General features: G+C 63.6%; 25 protein-coding genes. 16 read left to right on the plus strand and 9 right to left on the minus strand.

Annotation, left to right across the window (positions count from 1 at the left end; translation table 11 throughout):
- The first annotated feature begins 53 nt into the window (after positions 1–53).
- Positions 54–830, plus strand: a complete 777-nt coding sequence (locus AC2T4A_RS20260) for an NAD(P)H-dependent oxidoreductase (RefSeq protein ID WP_416750516.1) — start codon at positions 54–56, stop codon at positions 828–830.
- 87 nt (positions 831–917) lie between these two features.
- Here AC2T4A_RS20260 and AC2T4A_RS20265 read toward each other — a convergent pair whose 3' ends face one another.
- Positions 918–1,733: an aminotransferase class IV family protein gene (locus tag AC2T4A_RS20265; RefSeq protein ID WP_416750518.1), complete on the minus strand. Its 816-nt coding sequence runs from the start codon at positions 1,731–1,733 to the stop codon at positions 918–920.
- 124 nt (positions 1,734–1,857) lie between these two features.
- Between AC2T4A_RS20265 and gcvA the strand changes: the two genes are divergently transcribed.
- Together gcvA and AC2T4A_RS20275 are read left to right on the plus strand one after the other, a co-directional pair.
- The gene (gene gcvA / locus AC2T4A_RS20270; RefSeq protein ID WP_416750520.1) at positions 1,858–2,772 is read left to right on the plus strand and encodes a transcriptional regulator GcvA; all 915 of its coding nucleotides are present in this window, start codon (positions 1,858–1,860) and stop codon (positions 2,770–2,772) included.
- Positions 2,773–2,862: 90 nt separating this feature from the next.
- Entirely contained in the window at positions 2,863–3,204 is a 342-nt protein-coding gene (locus AC2T4A_RS20275) for an FKBP-type peptidyl-prolyl cis-trans isomerase (RefSeq protein ID WP_416750522.1), read from the plus strand.
- 3 nt (positions 3,205–3,207) lie between these two features.
- Here AC2T4A_RS20275 and AC2T4A_RS20280 read toward each other — a convergent pair whose 3' ends face one another.
- Positions 3,208–5,172 (minus strand): UvrD-helicase domain-containing protein, encoded by a 1,965-nt coding sequence (locus tag AC2T4A_RS20280; protein WP_416750524.1) that lies wholly within the window; start codon positions 5,170–5,172, stop codon positions 3,208–3,210.
- A 165-nt stretch (positions 5,173–5,337) separates the two neighbouring features.
- On the opposite strand from AC2T4A_RS20280, the gene AC2T4A_RS20285 reads away from it, so the two are divergent.
- Positions 5,338–6,105 carry an ATP-binding cassette domain-containing protein gene (locus AC2T4A_RS20285; RefSeq protein ID WP_416750526.1) on the plus strand — a complete coding sequence of 256 codons (768 nt, stop codon included), beginning with the start codon at positions 5,338–5,340 and terminating at the stop codon, positions 6,103–6,105.
- 135 nt (positions 6,106–6,240) lie between these two features.
- Here AC2T4A_RS20285 and AC2T4A_RS20290 read toward each other — a convergent pair whose 3' ends face one another.
- The gene (locus tag AC2T4A_RS20290; protein WP_416750562.1) at positions 6,241–7,470 is read right to left on the minus strand and encodes a PilT/PilU family type 4a pilus ATPase; all 1,230 of its coding nucleotides are present in this window, start codon (positions 7,468–7,470) and stop codon (positions 6,241–6,243) included.
- A gap of 187 nt (positions 7,471–7,657) precedes the next feature.
- Here AC2T4A_RS20290 and AC2T4A_RS20295 point away from each other — a divergent pair, with 187 nt between their 5' ends.
- From AC2T4A_RS20295 to AC2T4A_RS20315, 5 genes are all read left to right on the plus strand, one after another.
- Positions 7,658–7,936, plus strand: a complete 279-nt coding sequence (locus AC2T4A_RS20295) for a peptidylprolyl isomerase (RefSeq protein ID WP_138523972.1) — start codon at positions 7,658–7,660, stop codon at positions 7,934–7,936.
- Positions 7,937–7,986: 50 nt separating this feature from the next.
- A complete protein-coding gene (locus AC2T4A_RS20300) occupies positions 7,987–8,349 on the plus strand; it encodes an MmcQ/YjbR family DNA-binding protein (RefSeq protein ID WP_416750564.1) in 363 nt (120 codons plus the stop codon).
- Entirely contained in the window at positions 8,349–8,903 is a 555-nt protein-coding gene (locus tag AC2T4A_RS20305) for a putative glycolipid-binding domain-containing protein (RefSeq protein ID WP_486741628.1), read from the plus strand. The genes AC2T4A_RS20300 and AC2T4A_RS20305 overlap by 1 nt, the downstream gene beginning before the upstream one ends.
- A gap of 240 nt (positions 8,904–9,143) precedes the next feature.
- Positions 9,144–10,325 carry an MFS transporter gene (locus tag AC2T4A_RS20310; RefSeq protein WP_486741629.1) on the plus strand — a complete coding sequence of 394 codons (1,182 nt, stop codon included), beginning with the start codon at positions 9,144–9,146 and terminating at the stop codon, positions 10,323–10,325.
- Between the two features lie 282 nt (positions 10,326–10,607).
- Positions 10,608–11,885: an OprD family porin gene (locus tag AC2T4A_RS20315; RefSeq protein ID WP_486741630.1), complete on the plus strand. Its 1,278-nt coding sequence runs from the start codon at positions 10,608–10,610 to the stop codon at positions 11,883–11,885.
- Between the two features lie 69 nt (positions 11,886–11,954).
- On the opposite strand, the gene AC2T4A_RS20320 is transcribed toward AC2T4A_RS20315, so the two are convergent.
- The gene (locus tag AC2T4A_RS20320) at positions 11,955–12,236 is read right to left on the minus strand and encodes a hypothetical protein (protein WP_416750572.1); all 282 of its coding nucleotides are present in this window, start codon (positions 12,234–12,236) and stop codon (positions 11,955–11,957) included.
- A gap of 157 nt (positions 12,237–12,393) precedes the next feature.
- Entirely contained in the window at positions 12,394–13,344 is a 951-nt protein-coding gene (locus AC2T4A_RS20325) for a phospholipase D family protein (protein ID WP_416750574.1), read from the minus strand.
- 246 nt (positions 13,345–13,590) lie between these two features.
- Between AC2T4A_RS20325 and AC2T4A_RS20330 the strand changes: the two genes are divergently transcribed.
- On the plus strand, positions 13,591–15,180 hold the full coding sequence (locus tag AC2T4A_RS20330; protein ID WP_486741631.1) for an ABC-F family ATPase: 1,590 nt from the start codon (positions 13,591–13,593) through the stop codon (positions 15,178–15,180).
- A gap of 416 nt (positions 15,181–15,596) precedes the next feature.
- Here AC2T4A_RS20330 and AC2T4A_RS20335 read toward each other — a convergent pair whose 3' ends face one another.
- Both AC2T4A_RS20335 and AC2T4A_RS20340 read right to left on the minus strand, forming a co-directional pair.
- Positions 15,597–16,610, minus strand: a complete 1,014-nt coding sequence (locus tag AC2T4A_RS20335) for an alpha/beta hydrolase family protein (protein WP_486741632.1) — start codon at positions 16,608–16,610, stop codon at positions 15,597–15,599.
- 525 nt (positions 16,611–17,135) lie between these two features.
- Entirely contained in the window at positions 17,136–17,744 is a 609-nt protein-coding gene (locus tag AC2T4A_RS20340) for an FMN-dependent NADH-azoreductase (RefSeq protein WP_416750580.1), read from the minus strand.
- Positions 17,745–17,875: 131 nt separating this feature from the next.
- Here AC2T4A_RS20340 and AC2T4A_RS20345 point away from each other — a divergent pair, with 131 nt between their 5' ends.
- Entirely contained in the window at positions 17,876–18,781 is a 906-nt protein-coding gene (locus tag AC2T4A_RS20345; protein WP_416750583.1) for a LysR substrate-binding domain-containing protein, read from the plus strand.
- A 9-nt stretch (positions 18,782–18,790) separates the two neighbouring features.
- On the opposite strand, the gene AC2T4A_RS20350 is transcribed toward AC2T4A_RS20345, so the two are convergent.
- Together AC2T4A_RS20350 and AC2T4A_RS20355 are read right to left on the minus strand one after the other, a co-directional pair.
- Positions 18,791–19,501 carry a DUF1294 domain-containing protein gene (locus tag AC2T4A_RS20350; RefSeq protein WP_486743705.1) on the minus strand — a complete coding sequence of 237 codons (711 nt, stop codon included), beginning with the start codon at positions 19,499–19,501 and terminating at the stop codon, positions 18,791–18,793.
- A 17-nt stretch (positions 19,502–19,518) separates the two neighbouring features.
- Positions 19,519–20,349 (minus strand): undecaprenyl-diphosphate phosphatase, encoded by an 831-nt coding sequence (locus AC2T4A_RS20355; protein ID WP_416750585.1) that lies wholly within the window; start codon positions 20,347–20,349, stop codon positions 19,519–19,521.
- Between the two features lie 629 nt (positions 20,350–20,978).
- Here AC2T4A_RS20355 and AC2T4A_RS20360 point away from each other — a divergent pair.
- The 5 genes from AC2T4A_RS20360 to AC2T4A_RS20380 all read left to right on the plus strand — a co-directional run bounded on the left by AC2T4A_RS20360 (position 20,979) and on the right by AC2T4A_RS20380 (position 24,621).
- Entirely contained in the window at positions 20,979–21,428 is a 450-nt protein-coding gene (locus AC2T4A_RS20360) for a hypothetical protein (RefSeq protein WP_416750588.1), read from the plus strand.
- Position 21,429: 1 nt separating this feature from the next.
- Positions 21,430–22,008, plus strand: coding sequence for an adhesin (locus tag AC2T4A_RS20365; protein WP_416750589.1), 579 nt, complete (start codon positions 21,430–21,432; stop codon positions 22,006–22,008).
- A 55-nt stretch (positions 22,009–22,063) separates the two neighbouring features.
- On the plus strand, positions 22,064–23,074 hold the full coding sequence (locus AC2T4A_RS20370) for a heme utilization protein (protein WP_416750591.1): 1,011 nt from the start codon (positions 22,064–22,066) through the stop codon (positions 23,072–23,074).
- Between the two features lie 76 nt (positions 23,075–23,150).
- A complete protein-coding gene (locus AC2T4A_RS20375) occupies positions 23,151–23,831 on the plus strand; it encodes a C39 family peptidase (protein WP_416750592.1) in 681 nt (226 codons plus the stop codon).
- Between the two features lie 43 nt (positions 23,832–23,874).
- Positions 23,875–24,621 (plus strand): hypothetical protein, encoded by a 747-nt coding sequence (locus AC2T4A_RS20380; protein ID WP_416750594.1) that lies wholly within the window; start codon positions 23,875–23,877, stop codon positions 24,619–24,621.
- The last annotated feature ends 46 nt before the right edge of the window (positions 24,622–24,667 follow it).

A 24,667-nucleotide genomic window follows, 5' to 3' on the forward strand; every position in this document is an offset into this window, starting at 1 on the left:
ATCCGCATCCTGCGTCCATCCCCTCTCACCGGATGACTCACAGGAAGGCATTCATGAACGTACTGATCGTCTACGCCCACCCAGAGCCACGCTCGCTCAATGGCTCGCTGAAGGATTTCGCCGTGCGTCGCCTGCGGGCCGGCGGCCATGAAGTTCAGGTCTCGGACCTCTACGCGATGAACTGGAAAGCCACGCTGGATGCCTCCGACAGCCTCGATCGCGACCCCGAGGCACGCTTTGATCCATCGCTGGACTCCAAGCGCGCCTATGCTGCCGGTCGGCAGAGCAGCGACATCGCCGCTGAGCAGGAAAAGCTGCGCTGGGCCGACACGGTGATCCTGCAGTTCCCGCTGTGGTGGTTCACCATGCCGGCGATCCTCAAGGGCTGGTTCGAGCGGGTCTACGCCTACGGCTTTGCCTATGGCGTCGGCGAGCACTCCGACGCGCGCTGGGGCGACCGCTACGGCGAAGGCAATCTGGCTGGCAAGCGCGCCATGCTGGTGGTTACCACCGGTGGTTGGGAATCGCACTACAGCGCGCGCGGCATCAATGGGCCGATCGATGACCTGTTGTTCCCGATTCACCACGGCGTGCTGCACTACCCCGGTTTTGACGTACTGCCGCCCTACCTGGTCTACCGCACCAGCCGCGTCGACGCCGAACGCTACGCGCAGATCGAACGGGAACTGGGCGAGCGCCTGGATAACCTCCAGGCCACCACGCCCATCCCCTTCCGCCGGCAGAACGGCGGCGACTATGAGATTCCCGCGCTGACCTTGCGGGAAGAGATCAACCAGGGCGCCACTGGCTTCGCTGCGCATCTGGATTGACCTTATGTTCGCGAGCAAGCTCGCTCCTGCAGGGTCATGCACGCGGCTTTCTTGTAGGAGCGAGCTTGCTCGCGAACCACCAAATCCTCAGGGCCTCACCCGAGGCTCCGCGTCGAAGGCACGGCGCAGCAGCTCGACGAACTCCGGCGCCGCCGGGATTTCCACATCACCGATGCGGTTTACCGGCACTGCCGGCGTCCAGGAGTTCATCACCACGGCGCCCGCGAGGCGCGGCAGGTCCTGCTGGTCGATGCTCAGCGACGACTGCCGCGCGCCGAGCTTGTCCAGTTGGCGCTGGAGGATGCCCATGGTGGTGCCCGTGAGCATCTTCGCCCGCGGCCAGATCACCGACTCGCCGTCCCAGAACGCCAGGTTCCAGATGGTTGCCTCGCTGAAACGGCCACGATGGTCGGTGAACACCGCATCATCGAAACCGGCAGCCACTGCTTCGCGCAGGTACCAGGTCTTGGCGATCTCGCCGACGTGCTTGATCTCCGGCAGCACCCGCTCATGCCCGGCGATGGCCAGTGACAGCGGCCCCTGCGGCCCATCGGACGGCGGCGCGCTGCGCACCAGCAGCTCGGGCCGGTGCTCGGGGCCGGCAACAGTGAATTCCCCGGCGGGCGAGTACACCGTAGCCATCAGCGAAGTATCGTCCGGCGCTTGCTCCAGCGCGGCGCGCAGGGCCGCGCGGATTTCCTCGTCGGCATGGCTCTGGCCGAACAACCGCTGCGAAGCATTGCGCAAGCGCTCCAGATGCAGGTCCAGCCCACGGATACCGCCGCCGCGCACCTGCATGGCGGTGAAGTGCGCGTAGCCTGCGAAGGCCAGGGGCGCCAGGTCGTCCGCGCTGGCGGGCTGGGCGTTGCGTTGGGTGATGTAGGGATGGATGGCGGCTGACATGGCGTTGGCTTCCTCTGCTCGGTGATCTTCAAGTTCAGTAACAAGTGAAGCCACTATCGGCCTTTGACGAAGCCAGGAGAAACGAGTATTTCTCGACAGATCATCAAACAGGATTTGAAGATCAATGAGCCGCTCCTTTCCCGGCATCCGCTCCCTGCGCACGTTTGAGGCCGCCGGCCGCCACCTGAATTTCACCCGCGCGGCGGAAGAAGTCGGCCTTACGCCAGCGGCGGTCAGCCACCAGATCAAGGAGCTGGAAGACCAGCTCGGCCTCTGCCTGTTCGTGCGCACCAGCCGCAGCATCCAGCTGACCCCGGCGGGCGCGCTGCTGCTGGAGGCGGCGGCGGAATCCCTCGGCCTGCTGCACCGTGCCACCGTGCGCGCGCGGCGATTGGCGCGCACCTCGGAACAACTGCGGGTTTCGCTCACCGCGCGCTTCGCCACCCACTGGCTACTGCCGCGCCTGCCGCAGTTCCGGGCACTGCATCCGGGGCTGAAACTCAGCTTCGACGTCAGCGACGAGCTGCGCGACTTCGCCGTCGACGATATCGACCTGGCCATTCGTTTCGGCAGCGGGCGCTACCCCGGTCTGCAGGCCGAGCGCCTGTTCGATACCCAGATCGTCCCGGTTTGCTGTCCGAGCCTGCTGGAAGACGGCCCGCCCCTGCGCGAGCCGCGCGACTTGAAGGCCCACACTTTGTGCCACGTGGTGTGCGAAACCGAAGGTGCGTCCTGGCCGGACTGGTCGCGCTGGATGGCGGCGGCCGGCGTGGAAGACTTCGACGCCAGTGGCTGCGTTACCTTCGAAGACACCAGCCACGTGGTGCAGGCAGTTCTGGAGGGCGGCGCTGTCGGGCTGGCCGACCATGCCATGGTTGCCCGGGAACTGGAACAGGGCCTGCTGGTGCAGCCGTTCGCCCTGGGCGTGCGGGTCGCCGAGGACTACGCCTACAACCTGGTGTATCCATTGGCCAGCGCGGACGATCCGCGCGTCAAAGCCTTCCGCGAATGGATTCTCGGGGAAATGGCCACGGGCTGAACGCTCGGGCGGCTTGCAAAGGTCGTGCTTTCCTGCGAAAACGCACGCCCTCGCGGCGTTCCTGCCGCACCTGCCTTACAGGAAAACGCCATGAGCAGCGAACTGCAGATCGAAGATATCGTCGTCGGCGACGGCAAGGCCGTGGTCAAGGGAGCGCTGATTACCACCCAGTACAAGGGCACCCTGGAGGACGGCACCGTCTTCGATTCCTCGTACGACAAGGGCCGCCCGTTCCAGTGCGTGATCGGCACTGGCCGGGTGATAAAGGGCTGGGACCAGGGCCTGATGGGCATGAAGGTCGGCGGCAAGCGCAAGCTCTTCGTGCCGGCGCACCTGGCTTACGGCGAGCGTCAGGTCGGCGCACACATCCAGCCCAACTCCAATCTGCTGTTCGAGATCGAACTGCTGGAAGTCCTCACCCGCGACGATTGAACCTCATGCCGGCGCAGCTTCCACGTTGCGCCGCATCGCCAGGATCGCCGTCGGCCCCTGGGCCTTGCGGGTAAACCAGAACACCCGGCTTACGCCACGGGTGATCGCCACGTAGGCCAGGCGCGATTGTTCGTCCTGCTGGGCCTGGTCGTAGCTGCTGGCGAAGAAGCCCGAGGCGGTGTAGAGCGCGCTGCGCAGCGGGTGTTTCTCCGGCGGCGCACAGTCGTCGACGATGATCGCCACTTCCGCCTGCAGGCCCTTGGCGCGGTGGATGGTCATGCCCTTCACCGGCAGCTTGCGGTCCAGCTCGCCGAGGATCGTCTGCAGGGTTTCATTGCGCCGGCTGAGCAGCAGCACGGCAGTCTTCTCCCGTGACCCGCGCGCGGCGACGTGCTCGCACTGCTTGCGGATCTCCTCCAGCAGGAGCGGCAGGCTGTTGCGCGCATCGAAGCGCTGCACCAGTTTCACCCCGTGGTCACCCGCCTCCGCCGACTTGAAGGCACGACAGGTCTTGGCCTGCTTGCTGGCCACGCCCACCAGTACCCGCTCGCCATCGCGGATCACCGGGTCGATGCTGCGGTAATTGGTTTCCAGCAGCAGCACGCGGCTCTTGCGCCGGCCCTTGCTGGGGAAGTGCCGGTCGAAGTCCATGAACAGTTCCGGCGAACTGCCGCGCCAGGCGTAGATGGACTGCCAGTCGTCACCGATGGCCATCAGGCTGACGGCTTCGCCGCGTTTGGCGAGGTCGCGGTGCAGCGCCTGCAGCCATTGCACGATCTGCGGCGAGACATCCTGGAACTCATCGATCAGCAGATGCTGGAACGGTGCCAGGGCTTCGGCTGGCAGCTTGCCGTCGCCTAGCTGGTCGGTCAGGCGCTGGAAAGCCAGGTTGAAGGTCAGCAGACCCTGCTCCTGCAAGGCAGTGTCGAAGGCCGCCCAGAACAGCTGCAGCGCCTCGATGAACTGGCGCTCGCGCGGCGGGCAGCCGAGCTTCTTCGGCTGCAACTGGTCGATGCGCAGGCCGATGCTTTCGATAAAGCCGGACTGGGCATAGAAAGCCTCGAACAGCGGCAGCGCGATGAATTCTCCAGGCAGTTTGAAAGAATCCAGTGGCGCCTTGCCGATACGGGGCGGCTTGCCGTCTTCCTCTGCCTCGGGCGGTGGCGGCAGCTCCAATAGTTGATGCACCAGCACACGGAATTCGTGCTGCTCGGCGTAGCACTGCTGGTAGACCTGTTTGAGCAGGCGCTGCTGGGCCGGCCGCAGGCGGCCGGCGAGCAGCGGGTTGTCCAGCTCGTCGGCCGGGGTGCGTTCGTCCAGTTGCTCGAACCAGCGCGGACTCTTCAGTGCGATTTTCGCCAGGGTGCCCATGGCCGAATGGAAGGTCCGTACGCACTGCCGCGCCTGGGCCGCATCGAACGGATGGCCCCAGTAGCCGAGCACCTTCACCAGTTGCTCGCGCAGCTGCGCGCAGGAGGCGTTGGTGAAGGAAATCACCGTCACCTTCTCGGCGTCGATGCCCAGGTGGCAGAGCATATAGACGACACGCAGAACCAGCGTCGTCGACTTGCCGGAGCCCGCTCCGGCAAAAATGCGGGTCAGCGGCTCGGGAGCGAGAATCATCGCCCACTGCTCGTCCGACGGCAGGCTGACGATTCCATGGGCGGCGGCCTGGGCCACGCGCTGGCGCATGTCGAGGGCGTGCTGCTCGTCCGGAGCGCTGGCGGTGCCGTAGATGCCAACCGCAGCCGGCGAGCGCGGGCGCTTGGGCGCAGCCGCGTCACCGTCTTTCTTGGCTTTGGCGGTGCGCTTGGCCGGTGCCTTGCTCGCGCCTTTTGCCTTGCCGCGCGCTCGGGGTTGAGGTCGCGCCGCTTCACGCTCGGCGCGCAGGTATTCGGTGGTACGGGGGAAATAACGCGCAAGGGCTTCGGCAAGCAGCCGCTTGTAGCGTTCGACAGCAGACTCCATGGGCCCATCCGTTCAATTACAGCGTTGAATCATAAGCGCTTTCGGTCAGGGACAGGCAATCAATCGGGCGATTCCGCGAGGCCCTGAAAAATTGATAACCATTAGCGATTGCATTAGAGTCGGGCTCCCGCTTTTTCCGCCCACGCCGCCCATACGGATGACCCCATGTTCGAACTGGAAAATGTCAGTTTCAGCGTCCCCGGTCGCACCCTCCTGCAACCGCTGAGCCTGCAGTTGGCCGACGGCAACATGATCGGCCTGATCGGCCACAACGGCTCGGGCAAATCCACCCTGCTCAAGTTGCTGGCCCGCCAGCAACAGGCCAGCGGCGGCAGCATCCGCCTGGACGGCAAGCCGCTGCAGGACTGGGGCAACCGCGACTTCGCGCGCCAGGTGGCGTACCTGCCGCAGCAGCTGCCGCAGACCGACGGCCTGACCGTGCGCGAACTGGTCGCCTTCGGCCGCTATCCCTGGCACGGCGCCCTGGGCCGCGTCACCGGCGAGGACCGCCAGCAGATCGACCGCGCGCTGGACCTCACCGACACCCTCGCCTTCGCCGACCGCCCGGTGGACCTGCTCTCCGGCGGCGAACGCCAGCGCGTCTGGCTGGCCATGCTGCTGGCGCAGAACAGCCGCTACCTGCTGCTGGACGAGCCGACTTCAGCGCTGGACATCGCCCACCAGGTGGAAGTGCTCTCCCGCGTCCACGAACTCAGCCGCGAGCTGGGCCTGGGCGTGCTGGTGGTACTGCACGACATCAACATGGCGGCGCGCTACTGCGACCACCTGATCGCCCTCCACGGCGGCCGCCTGCTGGCCCAGGGCACGCCAGCAGAGTTGATGCGCGGGGAAACGCTGGAAGATATCTATGGCATTCCCATGGGCGTACTGAGCAACCCCGTGGACGGGTCGCCGATCAGTTATCTGCGCTGAGCCCGCCCCCAGCAGGAGCGAATCATGCGCGTGGGTACCCTGCTAGGTTGAGGTCCGCATTTGCGCACCTACCGGAAATCCGTTCCCATAAAAAGCCCCGGCATGCCGGGGCTTTTTATTCGCTCATCTGGCGGCTTACTGCCCGCCCGGCTTCTCCGCGTCCTCCGCCTCGATTTCCTCCAGGGCAAGCTCCAGGCCCCAACTGGAAGCCTCGACCGGTTGGGTGGCGGCTGGCGGAGCAACCGGCGCCGGCGCGGCCGGCTTGGCTGCCGCCGGTGTGGCGGTGCTGCCGACGCTGCCCGGGTTGTCCTTGTAGAGTTTGAGTTTCAGCCGCAGGTTGTTTGCCGAGTCGGCGTTCTTCACCGCCTCTTCCTCGGTGATCGCGCCTTCCACTGCCAGGTCGAACAGCGCCTGGTCGAAGGTCTGCATGCCGAGGGCGCGGGACTTGTCCATGATCTCCTTGATCGAACTGAAGTCACCGCGCTTGATGATGTCGCTGATGGTCGCCGTGCCCAGGAGCACTTCCACCGCCGCGCGACGCTTGCCGTCCTGGGTGCGGACCAGGCGCTGGGAGACGAAGGCCTTGAGGTTGTTGCCCAGGTCGTTGAGCAACTGCGGCCGGCGCTCCTCGGGGAAGAAGTTGATGATGCGGTCCAGCGCCTGGTTGGCGTTGTTGGCGTGCAGCGTGGAGATCGCCAGGTGGCCGGTGTCGGCGAAGGCCAGGGCGTGCTCCATGGTCTCGCGGTCACGGATCTCGCCGATCAGGATCACGTCCGGCGCCTGGCGCAGGGTGTTCTTCAGCGCGGCATGGAAGCTGCGGGTGTCCACGCCCACTTCGCGCTGGTTGATGATCGACTTGCGGTGTCGGTGCACATACTCGATAGGATCTTCGATGGTGATGATGTGGCCACCGCTGTTGCGGTTGCGGTGGTCGATCAACGCCGCCAGGGACGTGGACTTGCCCGAGCCGGTGCCGCCGACGAACAGCACCAGGCCGCGCTTCTCCATGACTACCTTGAGTAGCACTTCGGGCAGCTTCAGGTCGGCGAACAGCGGGATATCCAGCTTGATGTTGCGCGCCACGATGGATACTTCGTTGCGCTGCTTGAAAAGGTTGATCCGGAAACGCCCCACACCGGGCACGGAAATCGCCAGGTTCATCTCCAGTTCACGATCGAACTCCGCACGCTGCTCCTCATCCATCAGCCCATAGCCGATGCGGGCAACGTCGCCGGCCTTCATCGGTTCGTTGGCCAGGGGCTTGAGCACCCCGTTGAACTTGGCGCACGGCGGAGCGCCGGTGGAGAGGTAAAGATCCGAACCATCCTGGGTGGCCAGGATCTTGAGCATCGCTTGGATATCCATTGAACTGCATCCATACGCAAGGTGGCGGCGGACGCCGTCTGTAAGCAGCGTCCTTTAAATAAGAATTTGCTTATTGACTCTATGGAGCGCTCCTGCGCCAGACAATGCAACCCATCGCGAAATGCGACCTGCATCACTGCTGCCGTACAATGCCGCCCCAGACGCTTTCATTTAAGGACACGAACCAATGCCCGTCGCCATGGCCCGCCATATCCTGGTCAAGACCGCCGCCGAAGCCGAGCAGATCAAGCAGCGCCTGGCCAAAGGCGAGGATTTCGCTGCCCTGGCGCGCAAGCATTCCACCTGTGCTTCCGGCAAGCGCGGCGGTGACCTTGGCGAGGTACGCCCCGGCCAGATGGTCCGCAGCATCGACCAGGTGATCTTCAAGAAGCCGGTCGGCGTGGTCCACGGTCCGGTGAAAAGCCAGTTCGGCTACCATCTGGTCGAGGTTTACTTCCGAGACTGATCAAGCGCGTGACTGATCGAAAGCGCGACTGACCGAAGGAACGCACGCACATGACGCCGCAACAGATTGCTCGCTTCTGCCTGGAACTCCCCGGCGCTCGCGAAGACATCAAATGGGGTAGCAACCGGGTGTTTTCGGTGGCTGGCAACAAGATGTTCGCCATCCTCGATTTCCTCGACAGCGGCAATGGCGGTCTGGCCTTCAAGGTTGGCCCGGAGCTGTTCCTGGGTTACGTCGACCGCCCCGGCATCCGCCCGGCACCCTATCTGGCGCGGGCCTTCTGGATTTCCATGCAGCGCCCCTACCCCATGGGTGAAGCCGAACTGCGCGAAGCGCTGACGCGCTCTCATCAACTGGTGGTTGCCCGCCTGCCCAAGCGCCAACGCCTGGGACTCGTACTGGAGACACCCTGATGCGCACACTGGACTGGGAAGGCGTCTGGCACGCACCGACAGCCAGCTGGGAATCACTGCAATTGGGAGAACGTCGCGCCGAGAGCCAGTTGCGCGCCATCGATGAGGCGGGTGGGCCGTCCTATCAGCTCGACTACCAGTTGGACTGGGACGCCGAATGGCGCCTCAATGAAGCGCGCTTCAGCGTGGAAAGCGCCCGCGGTATTCATCGGCTGCACCTGCTGACCGACGGCGTCGGTCATTGGCGGACTGATCAAGGCGAAACGCTTGTGGAGCTGGACGGCTGCCTGGACATCGACATCTGGCCTTCGCCCTTTACCAACACTTTCCCCATTCGCCGCCTGCAACTCGCCGATGGCGAGCGTCGGGAGCTGGCGGTGGTGTATCTGGAAGCGCCGAAGCTCAAGCCGGTACGGATGCGCCAGGGCTATACGCGGATCGACGCCCATCATTACCTCTACGAAAACCTGGAAGGAACGAATTTTCAGGCATTGCTGACGGTGGATGACGACGGTCTGGTGATCGATTACCCCACCCTGTTCCGCCGCGCCTGAAAGACATCCTTGTAGGAGCGAGCGTGCTCGCGAAACGCCCACCTTCGATGCTCACCGAAGAAAAGCGTTCGCGAGCATGCTCGCTCCTACAGGTACTGAGCGGACCGGGGCGTAGGAGCGGACTCCGTCCGCGATGGGTTTGCATCACGCCGGAACTGAAAGGTAGTTCGTTAGCTAGCTTTCCTACACGTGTGTCGCGGTCCATCATGTAAGCCCACTTGCCGTACCGAACTGCTGCACATGTCTGCCGATTCCCGCTCGCCTTCGTCCACCACGCTGCAAGTGGTGTCCGTTGTCCTGTTCACCTTCATCGCCTACCTGACCATCGGCATTCCTCTGGCCGTGCTGCCCGGCTACGTACACAGCGACCTGGGCTTTGGCTCGGTGATGGCGGGACTGGTCATCAGCATCCAGTACCTGGCCACCCTGCTCACCCGTCCCTACGCCGGCAAGGTCATCGACACCCTCGGGCCCAAGCGCGCAGTACTCTACGGCATGGTCGGCTGTGCCGGCAGCGGTGCACTGATGCTCGGTTCCTGGGCGATGCAGGGTCTGCCGTGGGTCAGCCTCGGCATGCTGATGGTCGCGCGCCTGGTGCTGGGCACCTCGGAAAGCCTGGTCGGCAGCGCCTCGATCGCCTGGGGCATCGACCGCGTCGGGGCAGCAAACACCGCGAAAGTCATTTCCTGGAACGGCATCGCCAGCTACGGCGCCCTGGCCGTCGGCGCGCCGCTCGGTGTGCTGATGGTCGGCCAGCTCGGGCTGGCCAGCCTGGGCGGCAGCGTGGTCCTGCTGGCCGCGCTCGGCTTTACCCTGGCCTGGCCCAAGCGTGCGGCGGCGCTGGTGCATGGCGAGCGGATGCCCTTCCACCACGTGCTCGGTCGCGTCGTCCCCCACGGCATGGGCCTCGCGCTGGGAGGCATCGGCTTCGGCACCATCGCCACCTTCATCACCCTGTACTACGCCAGCCTTGGCTGGAAAGACGCGGTCTACTGCCTGACCGCCTTCGGTGGCTGCTTCATCGGGGCACGCCTGCTGTTCGCCAACGCCATCAACCGCCACGGGGGCTTCCGCGTCGCGATTGCCTGCCTGTCGGTGGAAAGCCTCGGCCTGCTCCTGCTGTGGAGCGCCCCTACGCCCTGGATCGCCCTGGCCGGCGCGGCGTTGACCGGTTTCGGATTTTCCCTGGTGTTCCCCGCACTGGGCGTGGAAGCCGTGGGTCTGGTGCCGGCCTCAAACCGGGGCGCGGCCCTGGGCGCCTATTCGCTGTTTATCGATGTGTCACTGGGCGTCACTGGGCCGCTGATGGGCGCCGTCGCCAGCGGCTTTGGCTTCGGCTCGATCTTCCTCTGCGCCGCACTCGCGGCATTCAGCGGGCTGATCCTCAGCCTCTGGCTGTTTCAACGTTCATTCGCCCGCTGACCCCGACGCCGCGGCATTCTGCCGCGACTTCGCCCATCCCCCGCGAGCCACTGCGATCCGGCGGCCAAAACCGCTGATCAGGTAATCATGACGGGAGCGTGACAGAGGCTGGACGAAAAAGTTCGAACCTCTGCTATCATCCCGCGGCGCCGGGGCGACCACGCCCCGAATACAACCAAAAGAATATGCCAGCACAGGACTCCACCTACCCCGATCACGCACTTCGGGGCGGAGAGCTTTTTTCTTTCTGTTCGCTGGCGCTGCACCATTAAGGAAATCAAGATGCTGAACCACCGGATCAGTCTGCTCGCACTGGGGATCCTCGCGTCGACCGCTGCCATGGCCGATGACCAATCCACCGCCAAGGGCTTCACCGAAGACAGCCACCTGGATCTGTTCTTCCGCAACGCCTACATGAACCGTGACTACAAGCACGGCCGCGACGACAAGGCCGAGTGGGGCCAGGCCGCCACCGCGACCTTCACTTCCGGCTTCACCCAGGGCACCGTCGGCTTCGGCGTTGACGCGTTCGGCATGTACGCCCTGCGCCTGGATGGTGGCAAGGGCAAGAGCGGCGCTGCCGGCATCGACTTCTTCAAGCAGGGCGACAGCGGCGAAGCTGCCAACGATCTGGCTCGCGCCGGTGGCGCGGTGAAAGCTCGCTTCTCCAACACCGTGATCAAGTACGGTGACCAGATGCCGGCCCTGCCGATCCTGAGCTACGACAACTCCCGCCTGCTGCCGGAAAGCTTCACCGGCACCCTGATCACCTCCAAGGAGATCGAAGGCCTGGAGCTGAACGTCGGTCGTTTCACTTCCGAAACCCGCAAGAGCGCCGAAGGGCGTGACAGCGGCGGCCTGAAGCGCATCGACGTGTTCGGCGGCAGCTACAAGTTCACCGACAACTTCAGCGGCTCGCTGTACGGCTACGAGAGCGAAGACGTCGCTCGCAAGCAGTACATGAACCTGAACTACGTCATCCCGGTGGCCGACAAGCAGTCCCTGACCTTGGACTTCAACGGCTACCGCACCCGCGTCAACGAAGACTTCGCTTCCGACAACGGCATCGACGGCACCAAGAACACCATCTGGAGCCTGTCGGCCGCCTACAACATCGGCGCGCACACCTTCATGGTCGCGCACCAGCGCAACAACGGCGATTCCGGCTACAACTACGGCTGGTACCAGAACCAGGGCGGCCTGGGCGACGGCGGCACCACCATCTGGCTGGCCAACTCCTACTGGTCGGACTTCAACGGTGAAGACGAGCGCTCCTGGCAGGGCAGCTACAGCCTGGACTTCTCCGAGTACGGCGTACCCGGCCTGAGCTACACCGTGGCCTACGTCTACGGCGACAACATCAAGACCGCCGAGACCAGCAACGGCAAAGAGCGCGAAATCTTCAACCAGCTGAAGTACGTCGTACCGAGCGGCCCGGCCAAGGACCTGTCGGTCAAGCTGCGTGGCTCCTGGCTGCGCGTGTCCAACGACGCTCGCTCCTACAACGACGACGGCAACGAAGTGCGCGTCTTCGTCGAGTACCCGGTCAACATCTTCTGATGATCTGATCAGGCTCGAAATAGAACGCCCCGTGGCAGTGATGCCACGGGGCGTTTTTCATTGCGGGGGCTATTCGACGGTGCGCCGCCTGGACAGCCACGGCATCGGTGGCAGCGCCATGCGCAGGATGTGGAAGCACAGCAGCAGGATCAGAGCACCAGCCACGAAGGACCCGAGGCGCTGGGCCGGTTCGAGCGTGTCATTGAGCACATTGAGAAACAGCATCGCGCTGCCGCCCAGCATACAGGCGAGCAGGAATACCGAGAGGATGTAGATCTTCAGCGTCAACAGCCGCCAATGCCAGCGCATACGGCGGCGAACGGGGACTTCATCGGGGGGAAGTTGCGGCATGATCCTTTGCCTCCTGACAGGTTTCTGACGGGCTCACGCAACAGCGGCATGCGACGTCGAGATACTGGCAGGATGCTAGCCATCCGCAGGGGATATGCCAAGGCGCGCAACGCGGGACCGACCGGTCGCAGGAGGCGCGCCGATGAACGGTTGCCGCTTAGCGCACCACGCTATTGATGTCGTGGCGATTGAGCGAAGTCCGCATTTCCTCGTACCACTCCGGAATCACGTCCTTCAGACGCTCCTTGGCGTCCTCCAGCTTGAACGGCTGGGTGTAGCGCTTCTTGCGGTAGGAGTAGATGTAGTAGGTGCCGTCGCGGTAAAGGATGCGGTCGAAGGTATAGAAGCCGATATGCGTGCCGTTGCAGCGCGCGGTCAGCACCATGTCGCCCTCTTCGTAGGGCAGCACGCCTTCGGCGCACTCATAGGTGAAGAACTCGCGTACATCGTCCCAATCCACACCATCGCTGCTGGCGTGCAGGAAGGCCTCGGCCTTCTCTTCGGAATCATCGGAGTGGTCGCTGTACCAGATGAACAGCGGGATGCTCTGGTTGGTCTCGTCGCCCAGCCAGCTCTCGCCGTCCAGATACTGCGCGCTACGCGCCAGGCTGGCCTGCACGCGGCGGTGGCTCTGGCGGTATTCCTCGAGTTTTTCGTCGAAGGCTGGCGAGTCCTCGCCCAGCACGACACCTTCCATGCCCTTGATCTCGCTGACGCGCGCCAGGTAATCGGCATACAGCGCAGCATCCTGAATAACGGTGCAGGTGTCGCGGGTCAGGCTCAGGCCGATCTCGGTGAAGTTGGCGCTGCCGAGGATCACCACGTCCGGTTCGATCAGGATCAGCTTCCAGTGCACGCTGTTCTGCGCGCGGAAGTCCACGTGCAGAGTGACGCTGGTGCCGGCATCGCGGACGCAGTAGTCGATGAAGTCCGGCGAGGTGAAGGAATTGATGCTGCCCACCAGCAGGTCCAGGCGATTGCCCTTCTCCACCAGGGTTTCGATCAGTGACTCGGTTTCACTGGCGGAGGCCGAGACGACGGTGATCAGCTTGCCGCTGACCTGCTCCAGGTACTGCTTGAGCGAATGTTGAGCGTTTAGGATTTTCATACAGCCCCCACCAGAATTCTGAACACCGAATTCTGATGCAGGACAATGGGGGGTTTCAACTGTCTGATTTCGCCATACGCCCGCATAACGGGCGCTGCAGCGGCAATACATGCAGCCAGGGCCCGGCTATGGCATAATGAGCGGCTTTGCCAGGCTCCTGTCGGTCTCGTTCGACAGCTATGCCTTCCTCGCCCGCCCGCGCCGTCTGCGCCCGGCGCGCACCATGTCCAGCCAAGGGTCAGTCAGTTGATTTCCACCGCCAATATCACCATGCAGTTTGGCGCCAAGCCGCTGTTCGAAAACGTTTCCGTCAAATTCGGCAACGGCAACCGCTATGGCCTGATCGGCGCCAACGGTTGCGGCAAGTCCACCTTCATGAAGATTCTTGGCGGTGAGCTGGAGCCTTCGGGCGGCCAGGTGATGCTGGAAAACGGCGTGCGCCTGGGCAAGCTGCGCCAGGACCAGTTCGCCTACGAAGATTTCACCGTGATCGACACCGTTATCATGGGCCACGAGGAGCTGTGGAAGGTCAAGGCTGAGCGCGATCGCATCTACTCCCTGCCTGAGATGAGCGAAGAAGACGGCATGGCCGTTGCCGAGCTGGAAGTCCAGTTCGCCGAGTTCGACGGCTACACCGCCGAATCCCGTGCCGGCGAACTGCTGCTGGGCCTGGGCATTCCGCTGGACCAGCACTTCGGCCCGATGAGCGCCGTCGCGCCGGGCTGGAAGCTGCGTGTGCTGCTGGCCCAGGCACTGTTCTCCGACCCGGACCTGCTGCTGCTCGACGAGCCGACCAACCACCTGGACATCAACACCATCCGCTGGCTGGAAAACATCATCACGGCGCGTAACAGCACCATGATCATCATTTCCCACGACCGTCACTTCCTCAACAGCGTCTGCACCCACATGGCGGACCTGGACTACGGCGAGCTGCGCCTGTTCCCGGGCAACTACGACGAGTACATGACCGCCGCCGAGCAGGCCCGCGAGCGTCTGCTGTCGGACAACGCCAAGAAGAAGGCCCAGATCGCCGAGCTGCAGACTTTCGTCAGCCGCTTCTCGGCCAACGCCTCCAAGGCCAAGCAGGCCACCAGCCGCGCGCGCCAGATCGACAAGATCCAGCTCGAAGAGGTCAAGCCGTCCAGTCGCGTCAGCCCGTTCATCCGCTTCGAGCAGCACAAGAAGCTGCACCGCCAGGCGGTGACCCTGGAGAAAGTCAGCCAGGGCTTCGACGACACCTCGCTGTTCAAGAACCTGAGCATGCAGGTCGAAGCCGGGGAGCGCATCGCGATCATCGGCCCGAACGGTATCGGCAAGACCACCCTGCTGCGCACCCTGGTCGGCGACATGGCACCCACCGCCGGTGAAGTGAAGTGGACCGACAGCGCGGACGTGGGCTACTTCGCCCAGGACCACGCCGAGGACTTCGAGGACGACTACAACCTGTTCGACTGGATGGCCCAGTGGACCCAGGGCGGCGAGCAGCTGGTGCGTGGCACCCTCGGCCGCATGCTGTTCTCCAACGACGACATCAAGAAGTCGGTGAAAGTGATCTCCGGTGGCGAACAGGGCCGCATGCTGTTCGGCAAGCTGATTCTCAAGCGCCCCAACGTGCTGGTGATGGACGAGCCGACCAACCACCTGGACATGGAGTCCATCGAGTCGCTCAACCTGGCGCTGGAAAACTATCCGGGCACCCTGATCTTCGTCAGCCATGACCGCGAGTTCGTTTCCTCCCTGGCCACGCGCATCATCGAGCTGTCGGAAAACGGCGTGACCGACTTCAGCGGCACCTACGATGACTACCTGCGCAGCCAGGGCGTGATCGTCTGATCATCTCGCCATTGCGATAAAAAAGCCCCGCCTTGTGCGGGGCTTTTTCTTTGCTGTCTGTAGGAGCGAGCTTGCTCGCGAACCACGTTCCGATATTGATCAGGGCGGCCGGAGAGCAATCGCGGACGGCGTCCACTCCTACAGGCGGAATCCGGCGCTCGGGGCGGCCCTCGCCCTGACCCTCTGACGGTGTGGCCAGGATGAAAACCACAGCACCAGCCGGCACGATCTGCTCCCTCTCCCTTAGGGGAGGGTTGGAGTGAGGGGAAAGACAGGCGCAAATGTCCCCCAGAGAAGGCCGTTGCTCCTACGCACGCCGGTGCCTGCGTGCTCAACCGCAGGAGCGGACTCTGTCCGCGATATTTCGGGCGCGCAGGGGGAGTCGGTTCGCGAGCAAGCTAGCTCCTACGGGAGCATCAGCGGCCCGCGGTGTGCATCGTTGCGCTGCCCAGGCTGACGTCGAAGAACTCCGCTGCCGAGGAGGCCAGATCGCGGTGGATGGCCTGGCGGTCCAGCCCCTGGGTGTCGGTGCACAGGTCCGGCGTGGCTTCCTTCTCCTCCTCCGAGCAGGGCGACATGAAGACGAAGTGCCCTGCCCCATCCAGTACGCGCAGGTCCGCCTGTTGCGGCAGCTTGCGCGCCAGGGCGGCGGCATTCTTCTTCCAGTCCAGGATATGGTCCTCGTTGCCGGTGTAGAGCAGCACCGGTACCTGCACGTCTTCCAGTTCATGGGCGCCGTACATGAGGCTCAACGGAGCCAGCAAGAGCAAAGCACCGACGCGCGGGTCGGCCATGGGTACCAGGTCATTGCGGTCGGCGCGTACCTGGCCCTTCTCGCTGCAAGCGTCACGATCATCCGGGCGCTGCTGGCAGTATTTGATCAGGCGCTCCAGGCGCGGCTGGGCGCCGGCCAGGATCAGCGCGGTTTCACCGCCGGCGGAATAGCCGATCACCCCGACCTTTCGCGGGTCGACGATAGCCGCGACCTTGGAATCGAGCAGTGCGGCACTGATGGTTTCCGAGACCTGCAGCGGTCGCCCGTAGAGATTGCTCACCGCGCCGAGACGGCTGTGGTCATGGAGGTTATCGCCGGGGTGCAGCAGGGTCACCACCACGAATCCCTTACGCACCAGCGCCTCGATCAGGTCACGGTGGGCCAGGGGTGTACCGTAGTTGCCGTGGGACATTACCAGCAGCGGGAAGCGACCATTGGCGGTCTGCCCCTCGTAGGCGACATCAAGGATGAAGTTTCCCAGGTGCAAGGGCTGTTCGCTGGCCCGCGTCGGATAGAAGGCGATGGCCTTCATCGGCTGCTGATCAAGCGGATCGCTGACCTGCAGGCGATGGAAACCCACGTTCCAGCCGGGCGAAGCCCAGCCGGCGGTACTGAAAGTAACGAGCAGGAAAACCCAGAACAGGCGCCTCGCCATGGTGCAGACCGTCCCGATACGTATCCAGATCAGGCGCCACGGGATTCCCCCCCGCACAAGTTACGGGCTTCGGGCGCCGCCCAGGAGATTCCCTGCATAGTACGCGCCAGACCGGCACCCTCGACATGGGCAGACGAGCGGACCAAGGAGCGACAGAGTCCGATTCGCCGATGAGACCCGCTGCCAGGCACCCTTCTGTAGGAGCAACTGTCTTCTTCCCGGCAGGTTTTTGCCTACGTTCCCCCTCACCCCAGCCCTATCCCAGAGGGAGAGGGAGCAGATTGTGCCGGCTGACGCCGAGGTTTCATCCTGCACCGAATGGTCCCCTCTCCCCCTGGGAGAGGGTTAGGGAGAGGGCCAACCCGAGCGCAGAACTTTCACGTAGGAGCGAGCTTGCTCGCGAACCACCCGAGCATCGGAGCCTGAGACTGTTCGCGAGCAAAATCGCTCCTACAAGAGCCGAGCCGGCGGGAGCGGAAATGAAAAAGCCCCGCGATGGCGGGGCTTTTCTCAGAGCAGGTTGGCTCAGGCAGCGGCGAACTGGCTGGCGATGCTCGCTTGGGCGCCGGCGATGGCGTTGCGGCGCGGCTCGTCACCGTAGGCCAGGCCTTCGGCACGGACGACCTCGATGTCGGTGATGCCAAGGAAGTTCAGCACCAGCTCCAGGTAGTTCTCGTGAGCAACACCGGTGGGTTGGCCAGCGTGGATGCCGCCAGCAGTGGAAACGATGACCACTTTCTTACCGCCTGCCAGGCCCTCCGGGCCGTTCTCGGTGTAGCGGAAGGTCTTGCCGGCCACCGCAATGCGATCGATCCAGGCCTTCAACTGGCTGGGGATGGAGAAGTTGTACATCGGCGCGCCGATGACAATGGCGTCGGCGCCGAGGAATTCCTCGATGCTCTTCTCGCCCAGGGCGGCTTCATGCTTCTGCGCTGCATCGCGCAGCTCGGCCGGGGTACCGGCGGCTACCAGGCTGGCGGAGGACAGGTGGCTGATGGCGTCAGCGGCGAGATCGCGATAGGTGACTTCGACGCCCGGCTCGGCGGCGGCCCAGGCAGCGACCAGTTCGGCGCTCAGTTGGCGGGAAGCGGAGTTGTCGCCGAGGATGCTCGAATCGATGTGCAGCAGTTTCATGTGTGTTCTCCAGGAAAGGTGCCAGGTGGGTTGGCGGAGGAATTCGTCGTTGGAGGCAAGACTACGCATGTAGCCAATCTTCGATAAGTCGGCAAAAATGCAATGATTCGTCTCACCAGCAGGACAATCCCATGCAGGACCTCAATGACCTCTTCTATTTCGCCAAGGTGGTGGAAGCCGGCGGATTCGCCGCCGCCGGACGCCTGCTGGGGCTGCCGAAGTCCCGGCTATCGAGGCGCGTAGCAGAACTGGAAGCACGCCTGAATGTGCGCCTGCTGCAGCGCACCACCCGCAAACTGGCGCTCACCGACCTGGGCGAGCGCTATTACCGGCACTGCCAGGCGATGCTGGTGGAAGCTGAGATGGCAGACGAAGTGGCCGCTCAACTGAGCGCGGAACCGCGCGGGCGGGTGCGCTTGTCGTGCCCGGTGGCGTTGGCGGAAACCTCGCTCAACGAAATGCTCCCAGGATTTCTGGCTGCCTATCCGCAGGTGAACCTGGAGCTGATGCTGACCAACCGCCGCGTCGACCTGCTCAACGAGAGCATCGATGTCGCATTGCGTGTGCGGGCGCCGGGGGACGAGGATCTGTCATTGATCTCGCGACGTCTGCGTCGGGCCAAGACTGCCCTGGTGGCTGCCCCCGCGTTGCTCAAGGGCGTCAAGCTACGCGCACCGGAAGACCTGGCCGCCCTGCCCGTCCTCGGCGCCATCGACAACGACCGTCGCGTGCACATGAAACTGAGCGGCCCGCAGGGTGAGGTGAAGGAAGTGGCGCTGGAGGCGCGGCTGGCGGTGGAGGATTTCAACCTGCGCAAGAACGTGGCGCTGGCGGGACTGGGGGTCACCCTGCTGCCGCTGCACTACTGCACCGAGGAGTTGGAGGACGGTCGCCTGGTGCGCGTGCTGCCCGCCTGGAGCGAGCCGGAGGCCTACCTGCAGGCGGTATACCCGCACCGGCGCGGCATTCTCCCGGCGGTACGGGCGTTGCTCGATTACCTGGAGGAAGGCTTCTCCAAGGATGATTGGCCGGTTTGACGACTGCGCTTACGCAGAATTCGCAACCAGCCCCATCAGCGCGCCGATCCAACCCAGCAGGCGGCCACCGCTGAGCCAGTCGATCCAGAACAGCTGGTGCAGCAGGACGATGGCCCAGAACACCAGCTGGAACGACAGCTTGCGGGTCTTGTGTCGAAACACCTGCTGGGCGAGGAAGGCTCCGGGCCAGCCGCCGAGCAGTTCCAGCAGGTGCAGGCTCTGTTCGGGGGTGCGCCAGTCGTTGCGTTCGGCGCTGCGCTTGTCGCGCCAGTAGGCGAGGAAAGCCAGTGCGCTGAAGGCGGGATAGAGCAGCAGGAACCAGACGAAATAGCCTTCCTTCAACCAGAATACCGAGCCGATGATCGGCAGAACCAGGAGCGCCGCGAGAATCGCCAGCGCCTTGCCCGGCGAGCGGGCCGGAGTGCTCGGGAAAGCTACTTCGCGACCGCTGCGGACCCGCTCGCGGGTCGCCGCTGGAGCGGGTTTACGGCGAATAGCCGGGGTATCGATGGCCAGCCCGGCAAGGCGGGCATGATCGGCGCGGGGGCGACCATCCTTCCCGGTGCCCTCGACATAGCAGACCTGATCGCCCGCTTCCGGGCGGCGGTCGCCGCGGAAGTCGGAGATATGCAGGAAGACTTCCTTGCCGCCGGCCTGGGGACGGATGAAGCCGAAGCCCTTGTCGTCGTCCCAGCGGCTGATGGTGCCGTTCTTTTCCACGTTCACTCGCTATCGGATCAGGGTCTGGCGCTGCTCCAGTCGATCAGGGCGAACTGCCAGGTCGCCAGGATCAGCAGGCCGAACACGATACGGTACCAGGCGAAAGCCGCATAGCTGTGGTTGGCGATGAACTTGAGCAGGCCGCGCACGGCGATCATGGCGAAGATGAACGAGGTGACGAAGCCGACGGCGAATACCGGCAGGTCCGAGGGCTGGAAGATGTCGCGGTACTTGTAGCCTGAGTAGACCGCAGCACCGACCATGGTGGGCATGGCGAGGAAGAAGGAGAACTCGGTGGCCGCCTTGCGCGACAGGCCGAACAGCAGGCCGCCGATGATGGTGGCGCCGGAGCGCGAAGTGCCCGGGATCAGCGCCAGGCACTGGCAGCAGCCGACTTTCAGGGCTTGCTTCCAGCTCATGTCGTCGACGGTTTCGGCCTGGATCACATGCTGGCGCTTCTCCGCCCAGAGCATGATCACGCCACCTACCACCAGGGCCACGGCCACGGTGATCGGGTTGAACAGGTAGTGGTGGATATAGTCCGCGAAGGCCACTCCCAGCACCACGGCCGGGAAGAAGGCGATCAGCAGATTGACGGTGAAACGCTGCGCCTTGGGTTGGGTGGGCAGGCCGCAGACGATGTCGAGAATCTTGCGGCGGAACTCCCAGACCACCGCCAGGATGGCAGCCAACTGGATGATGATATTGAAGGCTTCGGCACGTTCGCCGCCGAAGCCGATGAGGTCCGCCACGATGATCTGGTGACCGGTGCTGGAGATCGGCAGGAACTCGGTGAGCCCCTCGACCACGCCAAGGATGAAGGCCTGAAAGGCGCTCCACAGATCCATACTACTTTCCCCCGCGAGGCACGCTGGCTCGCACACTTCTAATGATTTTGTCCCGCTGCCTGCTCCTGGCGCATGAGCGCCGCAGCGGCGTCGGCATGCTAATGCATTGGCCGCCTGGCGCTACGAAATTCACAAAAATTTCTCTTGTACAGGACCGGCAGTGGAGGCGTTGGCACTTCGGCAAAAAATGTTCTGCGTTCTGTCACCAGGCAGATGCAGACACCCGCGATCCGGCCGGGTTCGCGCCATCATGCAAAATGCCTAATTCGTTGAAAAGACTGCTGTACTGAAGTACCAGAATCTCCACAAATCACGACATTCTGTTAGCTGCGCGAAACACTCCGATCGCCGCAAACGCTTGCTGCCCATACCTCGGGCCTCCCCGACCAAAGTTGTGTATCGGCGATGCAACAGAACTCGCTTCTTCGGTGATACGAGCCCCGTTCTAGGGCTCGCGCGCGGCTTTCGGACGATCGTTCTGTATCAACGCAGAAACACTGGCTCCAGTGTGGCGCACATGGCCTAAAGCCATGTCATTGATTCTCAATCGCTGATTCAAAGCGGCACGCCCCCTGCTCCTTCTTGGTACCGCTGGTTAGGGCTCAGCGCACCAAGAAGGAATCGCCATCATGGGGAACATCGACTCACGGATAGTCGGCATGCTCGTCACGCTCGCTTGCGGCGCGGCCAGCGTCCCACTGTGCCCGGCGGTTCTCGCCGGTGACGGCACCATAGTCCTGCAACGCGTCGTGCAGCCACGCGTCGCTACAAGACCGACCGACATCCCCGACCCGAACCCGGTCACCGTCAATCCGAACATTTCCGAACAGGTCGTGCGCCAGACCGGCAACGCCGAACTGAGCGACAGCGACTTCGCCAGCGTCACCAGCGGCTCCACTCTTGAGCGTCACATTCTTCCCGGCGGCACGCTGGTGGGCATGGACAACGGCAGCAATCAGAGCCTCAACAATGGCAGCCTCGGCGGCGGCATGGGCGCTGGCGGCGGCATCTCCAACTCGGTGAATCGCACGGTACAGCAAGGCCTCTCGCCCCTGCGCATGCTGACGGGAGATCGCTGAGATGAATGCTCACCTGCTCACCCTGCCATTGCTCTTCTGCACCCTTCCCGCCTTCGCCGCCGACCCTTCGACGGTCAACAACGCCAACATCGACAGCGCCGTCCGCCATTACAACGGCGTGGCGAGCGTGAACCAGGCAGCGGGTGATGAACAGCAACAGGCCAACGGTCGAACCATCGCCATCGGCACCAACGCCCAGGCCACCACCCAATTCAGGCAGACGGTCAACGCCTTCGTCGACCCCAGCCAGGCCGCGTCCGCCAGCATCACCGGCAACGCCTTCACCAACGGTAACGGCGCACTGGGCGTGAACCAGGCCGCCGGGGCTGCCAACCAGCAAGTGAACGCCATGCGGATCAGCGTCAGCGCTGTTGCGCAGAGCGTCGACGACAGCGTGCTTTCCCAGCAGAACGTCGCGCTGCCAGTGAACTCAGGCTCAGCTAACTCCACCACGGGGAACCGGCAGGTCGTCACCAGCGACCAGGCCTTTGCCGGCAGTCGCGGTGTGGTCCAGGTGAGCCAGAGCGCCGGGGTCGGCAATCGCATTGCCAACACCCTGAGCATCCGGGTCGCGGATTGACCCAAGCCAACTCCTATAACACTAAACACGCCAAACAAAGCAAAGGAGATACACCATGAAACCGTCAATGGCTCTGAAGCCGCTGGTGTTCGCTGTCGCAGCGATCATGGCTGTAGCTGTGCAAGCGGATAACCGTAATGGTCATGGAAACGGGCATGGCAATGGCCACGGCAATGGTCACGGTCATGAACAACATCAACCCAAGCCTCCGTACGATCCCTACAAGGACCCACGGATCGAAGCAGGCGCCAGCGCTACGGTGGAAGACACCCAGGAGAGCAGCGACAACACCGTCGTCAACATGGGCACCAAGAACACCGCTACGGTCGACAGCTCGCTGGGGACCGCATCGGGTAACGTGGGCGTCAACGTGGCAGCCGGCGACATGAACCAACAGGCCAACGCCGCCGCCCTGGCCACTGCCGATGAGAAATTCATCTTCGGTACCGCCTATGCGTCCACCGAAGTGACCCAGACCAACGAAGCCAACAAGGCGTTGAACCTCTCCACCACCAACAAGGCTTCGCTGAACAACTCCGGCAGCAACTCCTCCGGGAACATTGGCATCAACATCGCCTCGGGCAACTACAACCAACAGAAAAACGACATGGCAGCCGCCGTGTCCGGTGGTCGTAGTGCCGACTCCTACAGCGGCGCCACCCAGACCTCCACGGGCAACACCGTGGGTAACGTTGCCTTCCTGACTTACGAGAAGGAAACCCTGAAGTCCGAGTTCAAGGCCCATGGCACCTACAAGGGCGCCGGCGTTGGCTACGTCGTGGACGAAGGCGGTCGTGGTGGTAATGACAGTCGCAACAGCGGCGGCCACAAGGAAGACAAGGACCCGCTGTTCTTCGTCGAAGCAGGTACTGTTGATCTGAAAGGCCAGGCCACCTACCAGGTGCTGGTCCCCACCGGCTGGAAAGACCCGGTCAGAAACGACGCCACCATCAGCAACTCGCTCAACAATGTGTCGGGCAACCTCGGCGCGAACGTTGCAGCTGGCGTAGGCAACCAGCAGAGCAACTCGCTGTCCATCGCCGCAGGCTGCAAATCCTGCCTGTAAGCGACACGGCGTAGCACCTGGAGGCTCCGGCGACGGAGCCTCCTTTCTCCTGAGCCGCCCCCCAGGCGTCACGATCATGCGTACGTCCGCCCTGCTTTTGCTCGCCCTCTTCAGCCTCACGACGCAGGCCGCGCAACTCCCCTTCGCCATCCTTCCCGGCGGGTCGATGGCCTACAAACACGTCGAGAGCATCCGCGAGCGCAAGTTCAGCAACCTGGTCCAGCAGAAGACCGACTTCAGCTGCGGCGCCGCCGCGCTGGCGACGATCCTCCGCCAGGCCTACGCGCTGGACGTGGACGAGGAGTTCGTGATCAAGGGGATGCTGGTCCGGGCCGACCCGGACCTGGTGCGCACCCAGGGTTTCTCCATGCTCGACATGAAGACCTACCTGGAAGCCATCGGCATGCGCGCCCGCGGGTACCGAATTCCCGCTGCCTCTCTGGAGAAACTGACGATCCCGGTGATAGTGCTGATGGATATCCGTGGCTACAAACACTTCGTCGTGATGCAGCGTGCCTACAAGGGCTACGTCTACATCGGCGACCCGGTACTGGGCCACAAGCGCTTTACCCAGGAAGATTTTCTCAAAGGCTGGAACGGCATCATCTTTGCCGTCATCGGTCCGGGTTACGAACAGGCCAACGCCTTGATGAACCCGCCCGACCCGTTGACGGCCAGGGACCGAATCAATGCGTTCAGCCCGGTCAAGGACGCGGAGCTCATGGAATTCGGCTTCATCCAGAGCGACTTCCTCTGACCGAACCAGAACGGAAGGCAGGAATCCTTCCGGGGAGAACAATATGAAACTGATCCCGCTGCTTGCCGCCACCTGCATAGTGGCCTGCCTGCCGGTCCAGGCGGAAAGCGTCTTCAAGCCGATCGAGCTGAAAGATCAGGAGCTGGCCCAACTTCGCGGCAAGTACGTGATGCCTGGCCGGGTCATCAGCTTCGGCATCGTCATGAGCAGCACCTGGAAGAACGCCGTGGGCGACAACATCGGCGCCAAAGTGAGCATGCAAGTCCAGGAATCGACGATCAAACCGCAGTTCTACGTTTCCACCATCAACGAACCGGCCAGCGGCAATCCCGCTCCGCCGGCCGCAGGCACCGGCACGGTCACCGGCGGCGCCGGCCTCAACCAGACCCAGGGTGTGACACAGAGTGTCCGCGCCGCGGGCGACTACAACACTGTCGCCAACAACGTCAGCATCGACGTGAAGGAAGCCGACCAGGCCCCGCCTGTCGTCGCCCAGCAGGGCACACCGTTGAACAGTACGCCGATCAGCGCCAGCAACGCCGCCGGCACCGTCAGCGTGTCGCCCAGCAATGGCGGCGTGCAGATGGCAATCAACGCCAACGGCCAGGGCGCCGCCATGCAGCAACTGGCTGCCGGCGGGCTGCTCCAGGCTGCGCAGATGGTGGGTGGAAATAATGCCGTCAATAACCTGGCACAGCTCAGCGTGGTGCTCAAAAACAACCTTCCGTCGTCCGGAGCGCTCGACTGCAATCTCGACCAACTCAAAGGGCTTCGCACCATGGGTATGTGATCTACGCTCCAGTGCGACTGTGAGGTCCAACCTATAAGAAGGACAG

The organism is Pseudomonas sp. PVC-3-1 (genome assembly GCF_057444315.1).

Excerpts from the sequence above, each read along its gene's own strand:
- AC2T4A_RS20260 (WP_416750516.1), top strand. The coding sequence starts at position 54 with ATGAACGTACTGATCGTCTACGCCCACCCAGAGCCACGCTCGCTCAAT.
- AC2T4A_RS20265 (WP_416750518.1), bottom strand. The coding sequence starts at position 1,733 with ATGTCAGCCGCCATCCATCCCTACATCACCCAACGCAACGCCCAGCCC.
- gcvA (WP_416750520.1), top strand. The coding sequence starts at position 1,858 with ATGAGCCGCTCCTTTCCCGGCATCCGCTCCCTGCGCACGTTTGAGGCC.
- AC2T4A_RS20275 (WP_416750522.1), top strand. The coding sequence starts at position 2,863 with ATGAGCAGCGAACTGCAGATCGAAGATATCGTCGTCGGCGACGGCAAG.
- AC2T4A_RS20280 (WP_416750524.1), bottom strand. The coding sequence starts at position 5,172 with ATGGAGTCTGCTGTCGAACGCTACAAGCGGCTGCTTGCCGAAGCCCTT.
- AC2T4A_RS20285 (WP_416750526.1), top strand. The coding sequence starts at position 5,338 with ATGTTCGAACTGGAAAATGTCAGTTTCAGCGTCCCCGGTCGCACCCTC.
- AC2T4A_RS20290 (WP_416750562.1), bottom strand. The coding sequence starts at position 7,470 with ATGGATATCCAAGCGATGCTCAAGATCCTGGCCACCCAGGATGGTTCG.
- AC2T4A_RS20295 (WP_138523972.1), top strand. The coding sequence starts at position 7,658 with ATGCCCGTCGCCATGGCCCGCCATATCCTGGTCAAGACCGCCGCCGAA.
- AC2T4A_RS20300 (WP_416750564.1), top strand. The coding sequence starts at position 7,987 with ATGACGCCGCAACAGATTGCTCGCTTCTGCCTGGAACTCCCCGGCGCT.
- AC2T4A_RS20305 (WP_486741628.1), top strand. The coding sequence starts at position 8,349 with ATGCGCACACTGGACTGGGAAGGCGTCTGGCACGCACCGACAGCCAGC.
- AC2T4A_RS20310 (WP_486741629.1), top strand. The coding sequence starts at position 9,144 with ATGTCTGCCGATTCCCGCTCGCCTTCGTCCACCACGCTGCAAGTGGTG.
- AC2T4A_RS20315 (WP_486741630.1), top strand. The coding sequence starts at position 10,608 with ATGCTGAACCACCGGATCAGTCTGCTCGCACTGGGGATCCTCGCGTCG.
- AC2T4A_RS20320 (WP_416750572.1), bottom strand. The coding sequence starts at position 12,236 with ATGCCGCAACTTCCCCCCGATGAAGTCCCCGTTCGCCGCCGTATGCGC.
- AC2T4A_RS20325 (WP_416750574.1), bottom strand. The coding sequence starts at position 13,344 with ATGAAAATCCTAAACGCTCAACATTCGCTCAAGCAGTACCTGGAGCAG.
- AC2T4A_RS20335 (WP_486741632.1), bottom strand. The coding sequence starts at position 16,610 with ATGGCGAGGCGCCTGTTCTGGGTTTTCCTGCTCGTTACTTTCAGTACC.
- AC2T4A_RS20340 (WP_416750580.1), bottom strand. The coding sequence starts at position 17,744 with ATGAAACTGCTGCACATCGATTCGAGCATCCTCGGCGACAACTCCGCT.
- AC2T4A_RS20345 (WP_416750583.1), top strand. The coding sequence starts at position 17,876 with ATGCAGGACCTCAATGACCTCTTCTATTTCGCCAAGGTGGTGGAAGCC.
- AC2T4A_RS20355 (WP_416750585.1), bottom strand. The coding sequence starts at position 20,349 with ATGGATCTGTGGAGCGCCTTTCAGGCCTTCATCCTTGGCGTGGTCGAG.
- AC2T4A_RS20360 (WP_416750588.1), top strand. The coding sequence starts at position 20,979 with ATGGGGAACATCGACTCACGGATAGTCGGCATGCTCGTCACGCTCGCT.
- AC2T4A_RS20365 (WP_416750589.1), top strand. The coding sequence starts at position 21,430 with ATGAATGCTCACCTGCTCACCCTGCCATTGCTCTTCTGCACCCTTCCC.
- AC2T4A_RS20370 (WP_416750591.1), top strand. The coding sequence starts at position 22,064 with ATGAAACCGTCAATGGCTCTGAAGCCGCTGGTGTTCGCTGTCGCAGCG.
- AC2T4A_RS20375 (WP_416750592.1), top strand. The coding sequence starts at position 23,151 with ATGCGTACGTCCGCCCTGCTTTTGCTCGCCCTCTTCAGCCTCACGACG.
- AC2T4A_RS20380 (WP_416750594.1), top strand. The coding sequence starts at position 23,875 with ATGAAACTGATCCCGCTGCTTGCCGCCACCTGCATAGTGGCCTGCCTG.